The sequence below is a fragment of the Rahnella inusitata genome, assembly GCF_018288855.1.
Lineage (GTDB): Bacteria > Pseudomonadota > Gammaproteobacteria > Enterobacterales > Enterobacteriaceae > Rahnella > Rahnella inusitata.
The window spans coordinates 673,113-689,957 of the sequence record NZ_CP065024.1; the positions used below are offsets into that span (position 1 = coordinate 673,113).

Sequence of the window (16,845 nt, forward strand, 5' to 3'; positions counted from 1 at the left end):
TACGTGTGAGAAAGGAGAAACGCGCAGGGGATCAGTGTGACCCGCGCAAAAAGTCAGGCCAGTATTTCGAGCTTGAGCAGATCGAGATCTTTTCTGCGCACAACCAGACTGGTGCGGCGTGTCTCGATTTGCACCGGATCGCCCATCGGTGCGACGCGGATAATGTTGAAGAACGACCCAGGCAGCATGCCCAGTGACAGCAGTTTCTGGCGGTACGCCGGGCTGATTTCATGAGAAAAGCCGGTGATTTTGTAAGCACGTTGTGACTGAAGTTGCATGAGTTCCTCGCGAAGCGATCGGGTTTGTGGGGGCCGCGTTGCCAAAGCTACGCCGCGCTTCCGTGCCCGGTTATTCCACTTAAGTGCGAATTATGTTGCAAAAAAAACTGCTCAGAAATTGTCCCTGGTGTGCAAATGCCAGCGTATTGCTGACGGCGTACTGAATACGCAAAGTAGTACAAACGAAAATAGTTATCATAATTACTACGCATGGCGAGACAAAAAGAAAAGAGGCGTGCCTCTTCACGGATGTCCCTACCGCGTCGCTATCCTATGCCTGTGCAATCTCTGATTTATTGATTTACCGCAGTGATTGATTCATTAGGAGAGACTTTAAAAAGTGTCGAAAAAAAGTACATAAAAAAAGCCGCTAAAATTCAGCGGCTTTCGTTTAATGGCTTAAAACGTAAAAGTTAACGTTTTTTACCCATTGCGGCGGCCAGTGCATCCGCCATTGCATTATTCCCCGCCGGAGCCGCATTGCGACCCGCTGGCTTGTTTTGCGTCGGACGTTTCTGCCCATCGCGATTGTCACCTGCGGCTGGCGCGGAAGAACGACGCCCCGGCGCTTCGCCCGGTTGCTCATCCAGACGCATGGTCAGCGCGATACGTTTGCGTTGCAGATCGACTTCCATCACTTTGACTTTAACGATATCGCCGGCTTTCACCACAGTATGCGGATCTTCGACGAATTTGTTTGCCAGAGACGAAATGTGCACCAGCCCGTCCTGATGAACGCCGATGTCCACAAATGCGCCGAAGTTAGTCACGTTGGTGACCGAACCTTCAAGGATCATGCCTGGCATCAGGTCATTCATGGTTTCCACGCCATCGGCAAAGGTTGCAGTTTTAAACTCAGGGCGCGGATCGTGCCCCGGTTTTTCCAGCTCTTTGATGATGTCGGTAACGGTCGGCATACCAAACTTGGCGTCGGTGAATTCACTGGCTTTCAGGCCGCGCAACGCGTTCGAATCGCCCATCAGATCTTTTAGGGCCAGCTGTGTCGCCGCCAGAATGCGCTCCACCACCGGATAGGTTTCCGGGTGAACCGTAGAGGCGTCGAGCGGGTTGTCACCATGGTTGATACGCAGGAAGCCCGCGCACTGCTCGAAGGCTTTCGGCCCCAGACGGCTGACTTTCAGCAGCTGTTCACGGTTGCGGAACTGACCGTTCTCATCGCGCCAGTTGACGATATTCTGCGCCATCATGCGGGTCAGACCGGCCACGCGGGTCAGCAGCGGCACGGACGCGGTGTTGAGATCCACACCCACGGCGTTTACGCAGTCTTCCACCACGGTATCGAGCTTTTTCGCCAGCTGTGACTGGCTGACGTCGTGCTGATACTGGCCGACACCGATGGATTTCGGATCGATTTTCACCAGTTCGGCCAGCGGATCCTGCAAACGACGGGCGATAGATACCGCACCGCGAATGGACACGTCGAGATCCGGGAATTCCAGCGCCGCCAGTTCGGAGGCGGAATAGACCGATGCCCCGGCTTCGCTGACGATAACTTTCTGCGCTTTCACCGCCGGGAACTGTTTTTGCAGCTCGATGAAGAAGCGTTCGGTTTCGCGGGAAGCCGTCCCGTTGCCGATCGCCACCAGTTCGACGTTATGTTTAATGCACAGCGCCGCGACCTGTTGTGCGGCTTTTGTAGCCTGACCGGTATGTGGATAAACAGTATCGATACCCACCAGTTTGCCGGTGTTATCCACAACCGCGACTTTCACACCGGTACGCAGACCCGGATCGAGACCCATCGTGGCGCGCATACCGGCCGGGGCGGCCATCAGCAGATCGTGCATGTTGCGGGCGAAAACGTTAATCGCCTCGTCTTCGGCGCGTTCACGCACGGTGCTCATCAGCTCGGTTTCGAGGTGCAGCAGCACTTTGATGCGCCAGGTCCAGTTAACCACCGCACGGCGCCAGACATCAGCCGGTGCGTTATTGAGGCGCAGGCCAAGATGATCGATGATCAGTTGTTCGGCGTAGCTCTCTTTTGGCGGTTCGTCGTGCTGTGGATCGGCATTCAGCGCCAGCTGTAAGACGCCTTCGTTGCGGCCACGGAACATCGCCAGCGCACGGTGCGACGGGACTTTGGCGATCGGTTCGTGATGATCGAAATAGTCGCTGAATTTCGCGCCTTCCTGCGCTTTGCCTTCGACCAGGCGCGAAGTCAGATGTGCATTTTTCCACAGGTAGTCGCGGACTTTCGCCAGCAGCGAAGCATCTTCGGCGAAACGTTCCATCAGGATGTAGCGCGCGCCGTCCAGCGCGGCTTTCGTGTCGGCGACGCCTTTATCGGCATCGACAAATTTTGCAGCCGTTGCGTCAGGCTCGTTATGCGGATCGTTCCACAGTAATTCTGCCAGCGGTTCCAGTCCGGCTTCGATAGCGATTTGCCCGCGCGTGCGGCGCTTCGGTTTGAACGGCAGATAAAGGTCTTCCAGCTCGGTTTTGCTCAACGTAGTGTTGATCGCTTTAGCCAGATCGTCGCTCAGTTTGCCCTGTTCCTCGATGGATTTGAGGATGGTCTGGCGGCGGTCTTCCAGCTCACGCAGATAACCCAGACGGGTGTCCAACTGACGCAGCTGGGTATCATCCAACCCACCGGTGACTTCCTTACGATACCGCGCAATAAACGGCACGGTATTACCTTCATCCAGCAGACGCACCACGGAAGCAACCTGCTCCGGGCGAACCTGCAATTCACTTGCGATAATGCGGCTCAGTTGATCATTCATAAGTCTGGTATCAGTTTTTTCGTTAGTGAGTGACGTAAAAAGCAGGGGCACAGTTATACGGTTTGAAGGCTGAAAATGCCAGCCGTCAGGACGATGTGCCTCACGTTTTGAGAGTTAGCTGATCATTTGACGTATTCGATGTCATTGACGTACCAGGTCGCGTCACCGACCGGCGTGGTGACCACCAGACTGTCACCGACTTCCTTTTTCAGCAGCGCACGCGCCATCGGGGAGTCGATAGAAATATAGTCGCGGCGGCCAAAGATTTCATCGTAGCCGACAATGCGAAAACGTTTGATGTCGCCATCGTCGTTTTCCACTTCCACCCACGCGCCGAAGAACACTTTGCCGTCCTGCTGCGGCGAGTAATCGACGATACGCAGCTGCTCCAGACATTTGGTCAGATAGCGCACGCGACGGTCGATCTCACGCAGGCGCTTTTTGTTGTACTGGTAATCGGCATTTTCGCTGCGATCGCCCAGACTGGCGGCCCAGGTGACCTTTTTGGTGACTTCCGGACGTTCTTCGCGCCACAGGAAATCCAGTTCAGTTTTGAGTTTGTCGTAGCCTTCGCGGGTAATGAGTTTGGTCTTCATGCTACCTGTCGCCTTCCACACGTGTGTATTCCAAAATTCCTGCAGCCATTGTTTCACACAATCGCATGGCTGACAGCGCAGAAATTGGCCGAAAAATCCAACGGGATGCTACGCTTTATCTGATGGCTTTTTAGTCGAATAATTATTATCCTTCGCCGCGCTATTACGGTTTTGTTAACATTTAAGAAATTTCGCAATATTCTGAATACATAAAAGTTTTACTAAAAAATCACTTCTGGTTACGGGTCACAGGGATTAGGGGTACAGCTACAAATGGATTTACTCAAATTTTTACTTCGTTTGCCTTTTACATTGATAAAAGGCGTCTTCCGCGCATTGGCCTTTATTTTCGGGCTGCTCGGTCGCGTCATTAAACCTGTTGTCGGCAATATCGACTGGCGTGCGCCGGTCTGGTGGACGGCAATGTCCGGCGGACTGAAACGCGGTTTTGCGCGTATGGAAGGCGGGGTAGATAAACACCCGAAAGCCATCAGCCTGACGATTCTGGTTTTACTGTGCGTCGCGGGGGCGGGCGTTTATGGCTATCACTGGTGGTTAAACCGTCCGCAGCCGATCGAACCGGCACCGATGGTGTATCAGGAAACCAGCGTACGGGTCAGCGGCCCGGAAGCGGTGAACTACGCCGCGCAAAAGCCGGCACCGCAGCAAGTGACGTTTTACTTTAAAAATTCTGCTGCGCCGCTGACTGACGTCGGCAAAGTGGTGGAAAAAGGGATTTCCCTGAAACCTGCCGCCGAAGGCGAATGGAAATGGCTGAGCGGCTATACGTTAGCTTTCGTGCCGAAAAATCCGCTGCCGATGGGCACCAAATATGAAGTCAATTTCACCCCTGACGTGCTGCTCGCGCCGCAGATTAAGCTGGCGGTGACGAAATATGAATTCACCGCGCCTGCGTTTGATTATCAGCTGGGCGAGACCGAATATTATCAGGACCCGCAGGATCCACAGAAACGCAGCGCAATTTTTAACGTCAAATTCAATGCGCCGGTGGACGTTGCCAGCTTTGAGAAACAGGTTTCTCTCGGCCTGACCGAAGGCAAAGCTAAAACCGAGTCTAAGCTGAATTACTCCGTGGTCTACGACCAGAAAAAACTCAACGCCTGGGTGCATTCCGAACCGCTGAAATCCCTCGATCACGGCGGTGCAGTGCATGTGACGATAGGCGAGGGCGTGAAAGCCTCGGTAGCGTCCAATGCCACCACACAGGCGCGTAACGGCTGGGTTTCAGTACCGACGCTTTACAGCCTGACCGTCAACGAAGCCAGCGCGCAGGTCGTTGATGCCGAAGGTTCGAAAGGTCAGCGTGCGCTGATCGTCGGCTTCAGCGATGCGGTGAAAGACAAAGATATCCGCCGCGCGGTGAAAGTCTGGCTGCTGCCGCAGCATGATCCCAATGATTCAGAATCTGCGACCGGGCCGGATGATTACGCCAGCTGGGATGTGCAGAGCGTTGAAAACAACGTGCTCGCACAGTCCACGCCGTTAAACAATCAGCTTAATGAGGCCGAAAGCGATTATCAGCCGCAGTTCAGTTTCCGCTTCGATGCGCCCGCGCACCGTTCCATGCTGGTGGAAATCGACAACGTGCTGACCTCGTCCGGCGGCTACAAAATGCCGGAAAAAGTCTACCGCATCGTGCAGGTGCCGGATTATCCGAAATCGCTGCAGTTTATGTCGCAGGGTTCGCTGCTGTCTGTTAACGGTGATAAACAAATCAGCGTCGCGGCGCGTAACGTGCCGGGCATGCGTCTGGACATCAAACGCGTCATCCCGAGCCAGTTGCAGCACATTGTTTCCTTCAAAAGCCGTCAGTACTCATCGGCAGAATTTAACCGCCTGAATGACGAGTATTTCACCGAGCACTTTAAATATCAGACGGCGGTCAATAACGATAAGCCGGGTGAGGTGAATTATCAGGGCGTCGATCTTTCCCGCTATCTTTCGACCGATCCGGCTTCGCATCGCGGCGTGTTCCTGCTGACGCTGTCAGAATGGGATCCGAAGAAGAAAGAAGAAAAACCGGCTACCGATGACGATGGTAATCAGTATCAGGAAGAAGACCAGAGCGGAGACGAAGCGCCGGTCGGGGATTCGCGCTTTGTGGTGGTCACCGATTTGGGAATTATTGCCAAGCGTTCGCAGGATAAAACCCGCGATGTGTTTGTGCAGTCGATTCACAGCGGTACGCCTGTCAGTAACGCCAAAGTGTCGGTGATTGCGAAAAACGGTGTCACTCTGCTTTCCCAAAACACCGGTGCCGACGGCCACGTGCGCTTCCCTGCGCTGGATGTTTATACCAGCGAGCGCCAGCCGGTCATGTTCCTGGTGGAAAAAGAGGGCGATGTTTCCTTCCTGCCAGCCGATCGCGATAACGATCGCGGCCTCGATTTCTCACGTTTTGACGTTGACGGCGAAATCACGCCGAATGACCCGCGCACGCTGAGCAGTTATCTGTTCTCCGATCGCGGCGTTTACCGTCCGGGCGATACGTTCAATATCGGTCTTATCACCCGAGCCGCCGAGTGGAGCAATGGTCTGGCGGGCGTGCCGGTACGTGCAGAAATTCACGATCCGCGCGACAAGCTGATGAGCACCATTCCGCTGACGCTCGGTGCCAGTGGTTTCAACGAACTGAGCTACACCACCGACGAGAATTCGCCTACCGGTGAATGGAACGTTTATCTGTATCTCATCGGCAAAGACAATGAATCTTCTACGTTCCTCGGTCACACCTCGGTGAACGTCAAGGAATTCGAGCCGGACCAGTTAAAAGTTAAACTCCAGCTGATGCCGGAACGTAAGCAGGGCTGGGTCAAACCTTCTGAATTACAAGCCAATATCGACGTGCAGAATCTGTTCGGTACGCCTGCGCAGGATCGTCGCGTGACCTCGAAACTGACGCTGCGCCCGATGTATCCGAGCTTCGATCAGTTCCCGGACTACGCGTTCTACGAGAATCGCCAGAACAGCGACGGTTTCGAAACGGAATTGGAAGACCGCACTACCGATGAGAAAGGTGCTGCAACGATCCCGCTGGATCTGAAATCGTACGCCGATGCGACCTATCAGCTGCAACTGCTGTCGGAAGCCTTTGTGGCCGGTGGCGGACGCTCCGTGTCGGCTACTGCGCGGGTACTGGTGTCGCCGTATGATTATCTGGTCGGTGTGAAACCGGACGGCGATCTGGGTTACATCAATCACGGAGCGGTGCGTCATCTGAACGTGATTGCCGTTGACCCGACGCTTAAACAAATCGCCCTGCCTGCGCTGAAAGTGGCGCTGATCGAACAGAAATACATTTCTGTACTGACCAAACAGGATTCCGGCGTTTACAAATACCAGTCGAAAATGAAAGAAGTTCAGCTTTCAGAGCAGCCGCTCTCGCTGACCGCGCAGGGCAATGACCTGACACTGGCAACCGACAAGCCGGGTGATTTCGTGCTGGTGGTTGAAGATGCGCAGGGCAACGTTCTAAACCGCATCGGTTATACCGTCGCCGGTAATGCCAACCTCAGCCGTTCGCTGGACAGAAATGCCGAGCTGAAGCTGAAACTCAATCAGGGCGAATATCTGCCGGGCGATGAAATCGAAGTGTCAATCAACGCGCCATATACCGGCAGCGGTCTCATCACCATCGAGAAAGACAAAGTCTACAGCTGGCAGTGGTTCCACACCGATACCACCAGTTCCGTACAGAAAATCCGCGTACCGGCGGGCATGGAAGGCAACGGCTACATCAACGTGCAGTTCGTACGTGATGTGAACTCCGATGAAATCTTCATGAGCCCGCTGAGTTATGGCGTAATGCCTTTCAAAATCAGCACTAAGGCGCGTCAAAACTCTCTGGAAATCCATGCGCCGGACGTGATCAAACCGGGTGAAAACCTGGCGATGACGGTCACCACCGACGGCCCGCAGCAGGTGGCGTTGTTTGCCGTGGATGAAGGCATTTTGCAGGTGGCGCGTTATCGCCTGAAAGATCCCCTGGAGTACTTCTTCCGCAAGCGCGAGCTGGGCGTGGAAAGCTCGCAAATCCTCGACCTTATCCTGCCGGAGTTCAGCAAACTGATGCAGCTTGCGGCAGCACCGGGCGGTGACGGCGGCGAAGGGCTGGATCTGAACGTCAATCCGTTCAAACGCAAACGTGACAAGCCGGTGGCTTATTGGTCTGGCATCACTGAAGTTAACGGCCAGAAGCAGTTCGATTATCAGGTGCCGGATTACTTCAACGGCAAAATCCGCGTAATGGCAATCTCCGTCACGCCGGACAAAATCGGTAAAGCGCAGACTTCTGCCACCGTGCGTGACAACTTCATCATGACGCCAAACGTGCCATCGATGGTGGCGCCGGGTGATGAGTTTGACGTCAGCGTGGGCGTAAGCAATAACCTTGACGGGCTGAACGGCAAGAGCGTAGCGATCGCCGTGCATCTTAACGTACCGCCGCAGCTGGAAGTGGTCGGCAAAGCGGATCAGAGCCTGTCGCTGGCGGAAAAACGCGAGGGCGTGATTAACTTCCGTCTGCGTGCCAACGCCGTTCCGGGCGATGCGCCGCTGGTGTTTGAAGCGACCTATGCCGATAAAACCAGCCGTCGCACCATCAGTACGTCGGTGCGTCCGGCTATGCCGTTCCGTACGCAGTCCGTCATGGGCCGCATGAGCGGCAGCAGCCAGAACGTCGATAATCTGCGTCAGATGTTTGATGCCTATGGGGTGCGCAAGGCGGCGGTGTCGAATTCGCCACTGGTGCTGACCAGCGGGCTGTCGCAGTATCTGGCGGATTATCCGTACTACTGTTCGGAGCAGATTGTCAGCCGTTCGATTCCGATGATCCTCGAAGGCCTGCATCCGGAAATGAAAGGTAATCTGAGTCAGGCCGAGACCAGCAAAAAGCTGAAAGACATGCTGGCTATCCTGCGCTCGCGTCAGAACGACAGCGGCGCAATTGGCTTGTGGCGTTCGTCGCCAGAAACCGATCCGTTCGTTACGCCTTACGTGGTGCAATATCTGCTGGAAGCCAAAGCTGCGGGCGTGGCGTTACCGGCCGGCATGCTGGAGGAAGCCAACGCGGCACTGCGCGTGCTGGCGGCGAATCAGAATGACGATTTGTACAATCTGCGACTGCGCGCGTGGGCGGTGTATTTGCTGACGCGTCAGGGTGAAATCACCACCAGTTCGCTGGCTTCGGTGCAGGATACGCTGCAACAACGCTACCCGGACACGTGGAAAACCGATCTCAGCGCGCTGTATCTCGCCTCGTCTTACCGCATGCTGAAAATGGATGATGAAGCCAATACATTGTTACAGCCGACGTGGAAACAGCTGAGCAAGGCGTACGACAAAGGCTGGTGGACGCAAAGTTACTTTGACCCGCTGGTGCAGGACGCGACGCGGCTGTATCTGATCACCCGTCATTTCCCGGAAAAAGTGTCGGCTATTCCGCCGCAGGTGCTGGAAAATATGGTCAAATCGCTGAAAGAAGAGCGTTACACCACGTATTCCTCCGCGATGAGTATTCTGGCGCTGGAGAGTTATTCCGCCCAGGTCGCGGCGCAAGCGACGGCACCGGATGCGCTGAAAATCACGCAGATCAGCAAAACCAAAAATGTTGAACCGCAGCTGATTTCCAGCGTTCAGGGGCTGTTTGCCAAAGCCAATTTTACCGCCGATGCCCAAGCAATTCGGGTGGAAAACGGTAACGATGCGCCCGCCTGGTATGTGGTCACGCAGGCCGGTTACGATCTGGCGGCACCGAAAAAAGCCATCTCGCGCGGTCTGGAAATTACCCGTGATTACACCGACGAAAAAGGCAATCCGGTCACGCAGGTGACGCTGGGGCAGAAGATCAATGTGCATCTGAAAATCCGCGCCAATTCGAAAGAAGGGCAGAGCAATCTGGCGATTGTCGATTTGCTGCCGGGCGGATTTGAAGTGGTACAACAGACGCCACCGGAACCGGAAGCTGACAGCAATGATGAAAGCAGTGAGGCCGATGCGTCGGCGTCCTGGCAGTCGCCGCTGGCCGCATCGGGATCGACGTGGGCACCGGACTACAGCGATATTCGCGAAGATCGCGTGGTCATTTACGGCAGCGCCAGTACCGATGTGCAGGAGTTTGTGTATCAGATCAAAGCCACCAACACCGGTAGCTTTGTGATCCCGCCAGCGTATGGCGAGGCGATGTACGACCGCGAAGTTCAGGCATTGTCCGTCAGTGATAAAAAACTGGTTGTCGTGCCTGCGGCTGACAATAAATAACAGCGGGTGCAACACACTCACTGAAGACTGCGCCCCGCCATTGATCGCGGGGCGCAACTTTTCCAGAGTAGCCAGATGATGACCTTTCCCGCATTTTTCAAAACAGCGAAACGCCAGCTGCAAAACATTGCCATGGGTGTCTTTTTACTGGCGCTGATTGTGCTGGCCTGCCGTTTGTGGCCGCATCCGCCGCTTTCGCAGGGGCAACCTTTCTCTTCAGTCTATTATGACCGCCAGGGCACGCTGATGCGTATCACGCTGGCCAACGACGATCGCTACCGTTTATGGACGCCGCTGGAGCAGGTTTCTCCACTGGCGGTCAACGGTTTGCTGCTGCACGAAGACCGCTGGTTTTACGTTAATCCTGGTTTCAATCCGTTCAGCCTGATGCGCGGTTTCTGGCGCAGCTACGTCGCGGGCGGAAAAATGCAGGGCGGATCCACCATCACCATGCAGTTGGCGCGTATGCACTGGCATCTCAATACCCGCACGCCGTCGGGCAAAATCATGCAGGTTTTGCGCGCGGTGCAGCTGGAACTGAGTTATTCAAAACACGACATTCTCGAAGCCTATCTGAACTACGCGCCGTACGGTCGCAATATCGAGAGCATCGGCGCGGCCAGCCTGATCTATTTCGACAAAGTGCCGAAAGACCTCACGCTGCCGGAAGCGCTGACGCTGGCGGTGCTGCCACAATCGCCGAGCTTTCGTATTGATGCTAAAACCGGCGTGCTCGGCACGGCGCTGACGCAGGCGCGTAACCGGCTGTTCGTCCGCTGGCAGGCGCAGTACACCACCGATAGCAGCCAGCTTTCACTGTTTAAACTGCCGCTGGCGCTGCGTCAGCCCGAGCGGATGCCGTATATCGCGCCGCACTTTATCGAGCAACTGCGCCAGCAAAATCAGCAATTAATCCAGACGAATAACCGCGTCGATACCACGCTGGACGCCGGTTTGCAGCGGCTGGTCGAACGGCAGGTGAACGCGTTTATTACCCGCAATCAAAGTCGCGGGATCCGAAACGCCGCGGTGTTACTGGTCGATACAAGGGATATGGGCGTGCGTGCGCTGATGGGATCGGCGGATTATTACAATCGCAGTATTCAGGGGCAGGTCAACGGCACCAACGCCAAACGCTCACCAGGTTCTGCGCTCAAGCCATTCATCTACGCACTCGGAATGGAGCAAGGCGTGTTGCACCCGATGACCATCCTGAAAGATGTGCCATCGGCGTTTGGCGCTTACGCGCCTGAAAACTTCGACCGGCGCTTTCTCGGGCCGGTGACCGCAACCGATGCCCTCAATTTCAGCCGCAACATTCCGGCGGTGTACGTTGCGTCGCAGCTTCGCCAGCCATCGTTCTATCAGTTCCTGCGGCTGTCCGGCGTCGCCAATATGTCCAGTGAGAATCACTATGGCTTGTCGCTGGTACTGGGCGGTGGCGAAGTGACGATGCAGGAGCTGGGAAAATTGTACGCGCTGCTGGCTAATCGTGGCGTATTGCAACCATTGCGTATGCAGCAAATCGATCCCCGTCCGACTACGCCGGTCAGGTTGCTGAGCGAAGAAGCCAGCTTTATGACGCTGGACATGTTGCGTCAGCACCGCCGCCCCGGCGATACGTTGGCGCAACAGCCGTCTTCGCTGCCGGTCTATTGGAAAACCGGGACGTCATGGGGTTTTCGCGATGCGTGGAGCGTCGGAATTTTCGGCCCCTACGTGCTGGTGGTGTGGGAAGGGAATTTCAACAGCAAGGGCAATAACGTGTTTGTCGGTGCTGAGGCCGCCGCGCCGCTGTTCTTCAACATTATTGACAGCATCAGTGCCAGCTATCCGGATTTGCAGGAACCCAAACGCCCGTTCCCGAAACAGCTAAAACGTGTGGATATTTGCCTCGCCAGCGGTGATTTGCCAACGCCGTGGTGTCAGCAAAAAGGTAAAACCTGGTTCATTCCCGGCAAGTCGCCCATCAAAGTCGACACTGTGTATCGCCCGGTGCGGCTGGATAAACTGACTGGCGACGTGGCGTGCCCGCCTTTTGATCAAGACGAAACCCGCGTCGAAGTGTTCGAGTTCTGGCCATCGGATTTGGCGAACGTGTTCGCGCAGGCCGGACTACCGAAGCGGAAACCGCCGGTGAACAGATGCAAAGATAACGGCGTTGATGTCGGGGGCAATCCACCGCGGATTACCTCGCCGCTGAAAAATACCACTTATACGCTACGACAATCCCAGCAGGGGCGTGACCGCATCGCCTTCAACGCGGTTACCGATGCCGACAGCAAAACGGTGTACTGGTTTGTCGATGATATCTACCTCGGCAGCTCCGTCAGTAAATCGGCCATCGACTGGCGACCCATCAACAACGGGCAGTACCGCATCCGCGCAGTGGACGATCGCGGAAGGGCGGACAGCCGGTTAATCAGTATTGAGATTGTGAATTAGCGGGAAGTCAGGCAGCAGTTTTGCTGCCTGAAATGGGCTATCGGATATCCACTTTAAGTGTGGCAGTTGCCTCGAATTCGCCGGTATCGAGTTCACCGCCAACGAGGTTTATTGGGATAGCTGTCAGGGAGATTTTTCCCAAACCATTTTGATTCATTGCCAGTACACCCTTAGTAAAAGGTATAAAAGTTCCAGCCTCTTCCACAATAATTCCGATATCAGCTTTATTATCTGAAGATCGACGGCGGGCAACAAGATAATATTGGTCCTGCACATCCTGCCCATCAAGAATCATGGATAACTTATTACCTACGGGGATCACCGGCAAGCCATTTTTCGTACAATTATATCTAATATCGAAGTTGGTTTGTTTAAAATTATCCGGCGGGGAATTTTTTGTTATAAATCTACTGGCCTGAATAGAGCCTAAATTTACGGAAATCACTTCTCCCTGATTTATCTCACAGTTTTGTGGAGCCGTCAGTGTGCCACTGAGATATAGAATAGCTACGGGATTGCCTAAATAAGGATTTTTATCTGAAGACGTTGCGGCAGAAGCATAGATGCGGGCAATTTCCGTGCGTGGGATATTTATTTCCCCCACAAAAGGCGTAGTGACATAAAAGGTCATTCTACCTTGAGAACCTGTTGCCAGCGTATCGTGCGTAGCTTGTTGTCTGCAAACACCGTTGTTATTTTTATCACGATGGAGGGTTTTATCAATCACTGCATTGACTGTTGGAACAGTAACATAACTATTGTTAGGGATGATAATTTGCGTCATAACATCCAGATGTTCATTAACTTTATAATAATTTAGTGCATGTCCCGTGGATAAAGAGGTTTGCAGACTGTAAATAACCTGTACTCCGCTGGAACTTGTTGCATCATCATCTGAACAATTACATGATATCTGATAGCCTTGTTGGCCACCATTTAAGCCATCCTCAAAGGAGAATGCCTTTTTATTTTCTTCACTTTTTAAATCATGAAGTAATGAGTTTTCATAAGAAGTTGCTCCGCTATTAAGAGGTTCACAGCTAACGGAGTTGGCTGCGAATATTTTCGGAGTGTACAGGCAAGGTAAAGCGAGTAAGAGCGCTGCCCTTGAAAGTATTTTAAACTTTATTTTACATTCCATTTTTTTTCCTAAATACAAGAGGCAGTAATAGATTGTACTGAGACCGCAGCAGGCGAGATATTCACGGTCACTCTACATTGCTGATTCGCTGCAACACCCCATTTGACATGTATACTCACAGGTTCATTAGTTTTAACTCCCGACAAGTAAAGAATCCCTTCCTCATCGACGATATTTTCTAGTGTTTGATCTTCACTGACAGCAATAGCGCCAAAAGGCACCGGATTACCATTGGGTTGAAGCAACTTAATCAGGGTACGAACACCAAGGCGAGCATCGAAATGTGCCACCACCATGGCTCCTTTGTTAGGAATGACCATCTCGGAGGATTTTGTAACATCGACGTCTCTAGGAAGGGTTGTGGTATCAATATCAATACGATTTTCAGAGTAGGGCGTAAGATAGGGCACGACGGCATATCCACGCCAGTCTGTTTTCAAACCAGGAATATTTTGCACTCTGGCGCCGCTGGCACCATTAGTGTCTATCAGTGCAAAAGAATCCCCTAACGGTTGGGAAAGCGTGACCCCGTGGGAATGCGCAATGACCCCCCCAGCGATACCGTAGTTAATTTGTTGAGACGTATTGTCGTAATAGTATCCCGTATTAAGCGTGCCGTATGTTGAGCGATAGGTAGCATTTAAATTAGTGTTGTGCGTGCCCCCATGATCTGTATGACTTTGCTGGGCGGAGTAGCTAAGCCGATAATCATCCAGAGCACTACCGCTGATGCCTAGTTGCTGGCGTGTACTGTCACCTTTTTGATGAGTGACGTTATAGGTAGCCCAACTTTGTGGCAGCCAACGACTTAAAGGAACGCGAATGTTCATGGCGATTTGCTGGTCATTTTCCTCATCTTTAACCTGGCTGAAGGAATATGAAAGGTTATAACTTACGCCGTAAAAACTGGTATTCATCCCGAAAGTGATATTTTTCTCTTTATTGCTATTGCGCCAGTAATCCTGCTGATAAGCCGATGTATAAAGGCTAGCGCCCTCCCAGAGTGCCTGATTAATACTGATTTGATATTTACTTCTCTTATGATTCTCTTGCCCTGAGTCATCCTGGGATTGATTAGCCTCATCAAAATCGTAAAAACCGTTGGTGGAATAACGGTAACTTGCAACTGAAAAGTTGGTATCCGTCGTTTCGATATTTTTAGAGTATTGGATACGGTAAGACTGGCCGCTGCTACTTTGATTGTTATCTAACGTGGTTTGAGCCTGAGTCCCATCGACAGAAACGGAACCGAGATCGAGCAGACTGAACCCCATTCCTGCCAGTCCTGAAATATAGTCAGACGAAAGCAGGATGCCTGTATAGGCGGTAATCTCATTGGAGATGCCATATATCGTGGTTCCCTGAACAAAGTCAGGTTCTTTATCTCCACTTTCATTTGAGCGATAGTGGCCAAGTGTGCCGCTATATTTGAAACGACCAGGACGCTGCATGACAGGAACAGCGGAGAAGGGTTGATTAAACTTTCGTTCCGTCCCATCGGCTTCTCTTACTGTTACTTCCAGTTCACCGCTAAAAGAGGAAGGATAAAGGTCATTAATTTCGAATGCACCCGGAGCGACGTAGCTTTGATAAATAATGTAGCCATCCTGCCGGATGGTGACTTCTGCATTGGAATTGGCGATGCCGCGGATCGTGGGTGCAAACCCCCGCTGACTGTCGGGCAACATATTGTCATCTGAAGCGAGTTGAATGCCGGTAAATTGCAGGCTTGGAAAAAGATCGCCGGGTGTCGAGCTTTCACCGATCAGAATCTGGGATTTGAGGATTTTAATGTCGCGCTGTGCATAAGTAGAAATAGTATCCCAACGGTGCTCGTTATCTCCGCTGTTGTAAGTGCTGTAATTACGTAAACGCCATGGGCCCAAATTTAACCCATTTTGCATATTCAGATACTGGCTGGAGTCATCGCTACCATTTTTGTTTCTACGCTGAGAGCCAGAAAATGCGTAGTTGGAGAATAAGACTGGCACACCATCGTCCCACTTTTTGGGATCTACGTAGCCGTTGGCTTTCTGATCCATGGCCGCCTGAGGGATGCTGATATCCAGACGCATGCGGTTAAAATCAAACTTGGCATCGGCGGCAGGAATATAATCACTCAGTTTACGAAGAGGAACATTATGTTCTTGGCTGATCAAAGAAGGGAAAGCATCAACCTTCACGTTCAACGCTCGTAATAAATCAGGCGTGATTTGTGCAATCAGCGAACCATCTGGCAACTGGTCATAACGGATTTTCTGTTCCAGCACTTCATGCCGGTTAACATAAATTGTTGTTTCATAGAGACCGGGAACTTGTGCTTTATCACTTAAAGAAAAAACAGAAAGATCAACTTTATCCGTTGATTGGCCATGATTCTCAAGCAATTTCGGATCAAAATAAACTTCCTCTGCTAGCGCCGAATTAAGAGTTAAGCTCAATGCGGGGACGGAACAGGTCAGAGATATGATAAAAAGATGGTGTTGCAAATGCTGAGGTAGAGTTAAGCGTTTCTTGGCTTGTTTCACTGGCGCGTAATAATCCATTGTCTTTTCCCTGACGCCCAAATGTATTCCTGCTATGTAGTTAATATTTTAACTAAATTATAGAGTGCCCTTAATCGGGGCAGAATCACCGCCGTAATCATTAATCGCTCTCCATTCAATACTGTTAGCGGTATTATTAGCAGGCAAAGTCACGGTAATCTGATCGCCAGGCGCAATCATATCGACATCTTTTAATAAGGTATTGCCTAGCATAAGATAGCTAAATACAACGTAATAAGAAGAGGGGTTGGCTATGTATAACTGTCCATCTTTCCTGGAAAATGTTAGGGTTTTGTAAGCGTCAGAAGCCCGGCCTTCTATTCCTTCTGGGCGGTAAAATAGCTTAATTCGAGTTTTAACGACGAGTTTCAACTCATTGACATCATTCTTAGGCGTTGATGGAATAGCTCTAACATTAATATAAAATATCGATTCCTTATTAGTGGGTAATTCGCCCCCTGTATAAGTAATTCGAAGGCTATTTTCTTCTTGTGCATTAAGGCGAAAGAGTGGTGGTGTTACGACAAATGGCCCTCGAGTTTTACCATCACTGCCTTCCACCCATGATTGTATCAAAAAGGGTTTACTATCTGAAAGATTACTAAGAGGTAATGCAACTTCTCTTTTTTCCGCATTGTAGATAAGCCTTGTGCGGCCAACCAGTATCCCGCCACCATAACTTAGCTGAATGGAAAAAATAAAAATTAGCGAAATTTTAACTAAAAGGCTGATTATATTGCGCATGAACTTATTACATCCAGTAAGGAGGTATAATTTAGCCTCACCAGTTCAATGTTCTCTGAACTGGTGAGA

General features: G+C 52.1%; 8 protein-coding genes. 2 read left to right on the forward strand and 6 right to left on the reverse strand.

The window, feature by feature from the left end:
- Window positions 1–53 precede the first annotated feature (53 nt).
- The 3 genes from feoA to greB all read right to left on the reverse strand — a co-directional run bounded on the left by feoA (window position 54) and on the right by greB (window position 3,621).
- The gene (gene feoA, locus I2123_RS03070) at window positions 54–278 is read right to left on the reverse strand and encodes a ferrous iron transporter A (protein WP_112167544.1); all 225 of its coding nucleotides are present in this window, start codon (window positions 276–278) and stop codon (window positions 54–56) included.
- A 413-nt stretch (window positions 279–691) separates the two neighbouring features.
- Window positions 692–3,025, reverse strand: a complete 2,334-nt coding sequence (locus I2123_RS03075; protein WP_213051795.1) for a Tex family protein — start codon at window positions 3,023–3,025, stop codon at window positions 692–694.
- A gap of 122 nt (window positions 3,026–3,147) precedes the next feature.
- Window positions 3,148–3,621, reverse strand: coding sequence for a transcription elongation factor GreB (gene greB / locus I2123_RS03080; protein ID WP_120078239.1), 474 nt, complete (start codon window positions 3,619–3,621; stop codon window positions 3,148–3,150).
- A 273-nt stretch (window positions 3,622–3,894) separates the two neighbouring features.
- Between greB and I2123_RS03085 the strand changes: the two genes are divergently transcribed.
- A complete protein-coding gene (locus I2123_RS03085) occupies window positions 3,895–9,900 on the forward strand; it encodes an alpha-2-macroglobulin family protein (RefSeq protein WP_213051796.1) in 6,006 nt (2,001 codons plus the stop codon).
- A 75-nt stretch (window positions 9,901–9,975) separates the two neighbouring features.
- On the forward strand, window positions 9,976–12,345 hold the full coding sequence (gene pbpC, locus I2123_RS03090; protein ID WP_244879876.1) for a penicillin-binding protein 1C: 2,370 nt from the start codon (window positions 9,976–9,978) through the stop codon (window positions 12,343–12,345).
- A 37-nt stretch (window positions 12,346–12,382) separates the two neighbouring features.
- On the opposite strand, the gene I2123_RS03095 is transcribed toward pbpC, so the two are convergent.
- The 3 genes from I2123_RS03095 to I2123_RS03105 are packed head-to-tail and all read right to left on the reverse strand — an operon-like array spanning window position 12,383 to window position 16,776.
- Window positions 12,383–13,486, reverse strand: coding sequence for a fimbrial protein (locus I2123_RS03095; RefSeq protein WP_213051797.1), 1,104 nt, complete (start codon window positions 13,484–13,486; stop codon window positions 12,383–12,385).
- Window positions 13,487–13,494: 8 nt separating this feature from the next.
- Window positions 13,495–16,032 (reverse strand): fimbria/pilus outer membrane usher protein, encoded by a 2,538-nt coding sequence (locus I2123_RS03100; protein ID WP_213051798.1) that lies wholly within the window; start codon window positions 16,030–16,032, stop codon window positions 13,495–13,497.
- Window positions 16,033–16,089: 57 nt separating this feature from the next.
- Window positions 16,090–16,776 (reverse strand): fimbrial biogenesis chaperone, encoded by a 687-nt coding sequence (locus I2123_RS03105; protein WP_213051799.1) that lies wholly within the window; start codon window positions 16,774–16,776, stop codon window positions 16,090–16,092.
- Window positions 16,777–16,845 lie beyond the last annotated feature (69 nt).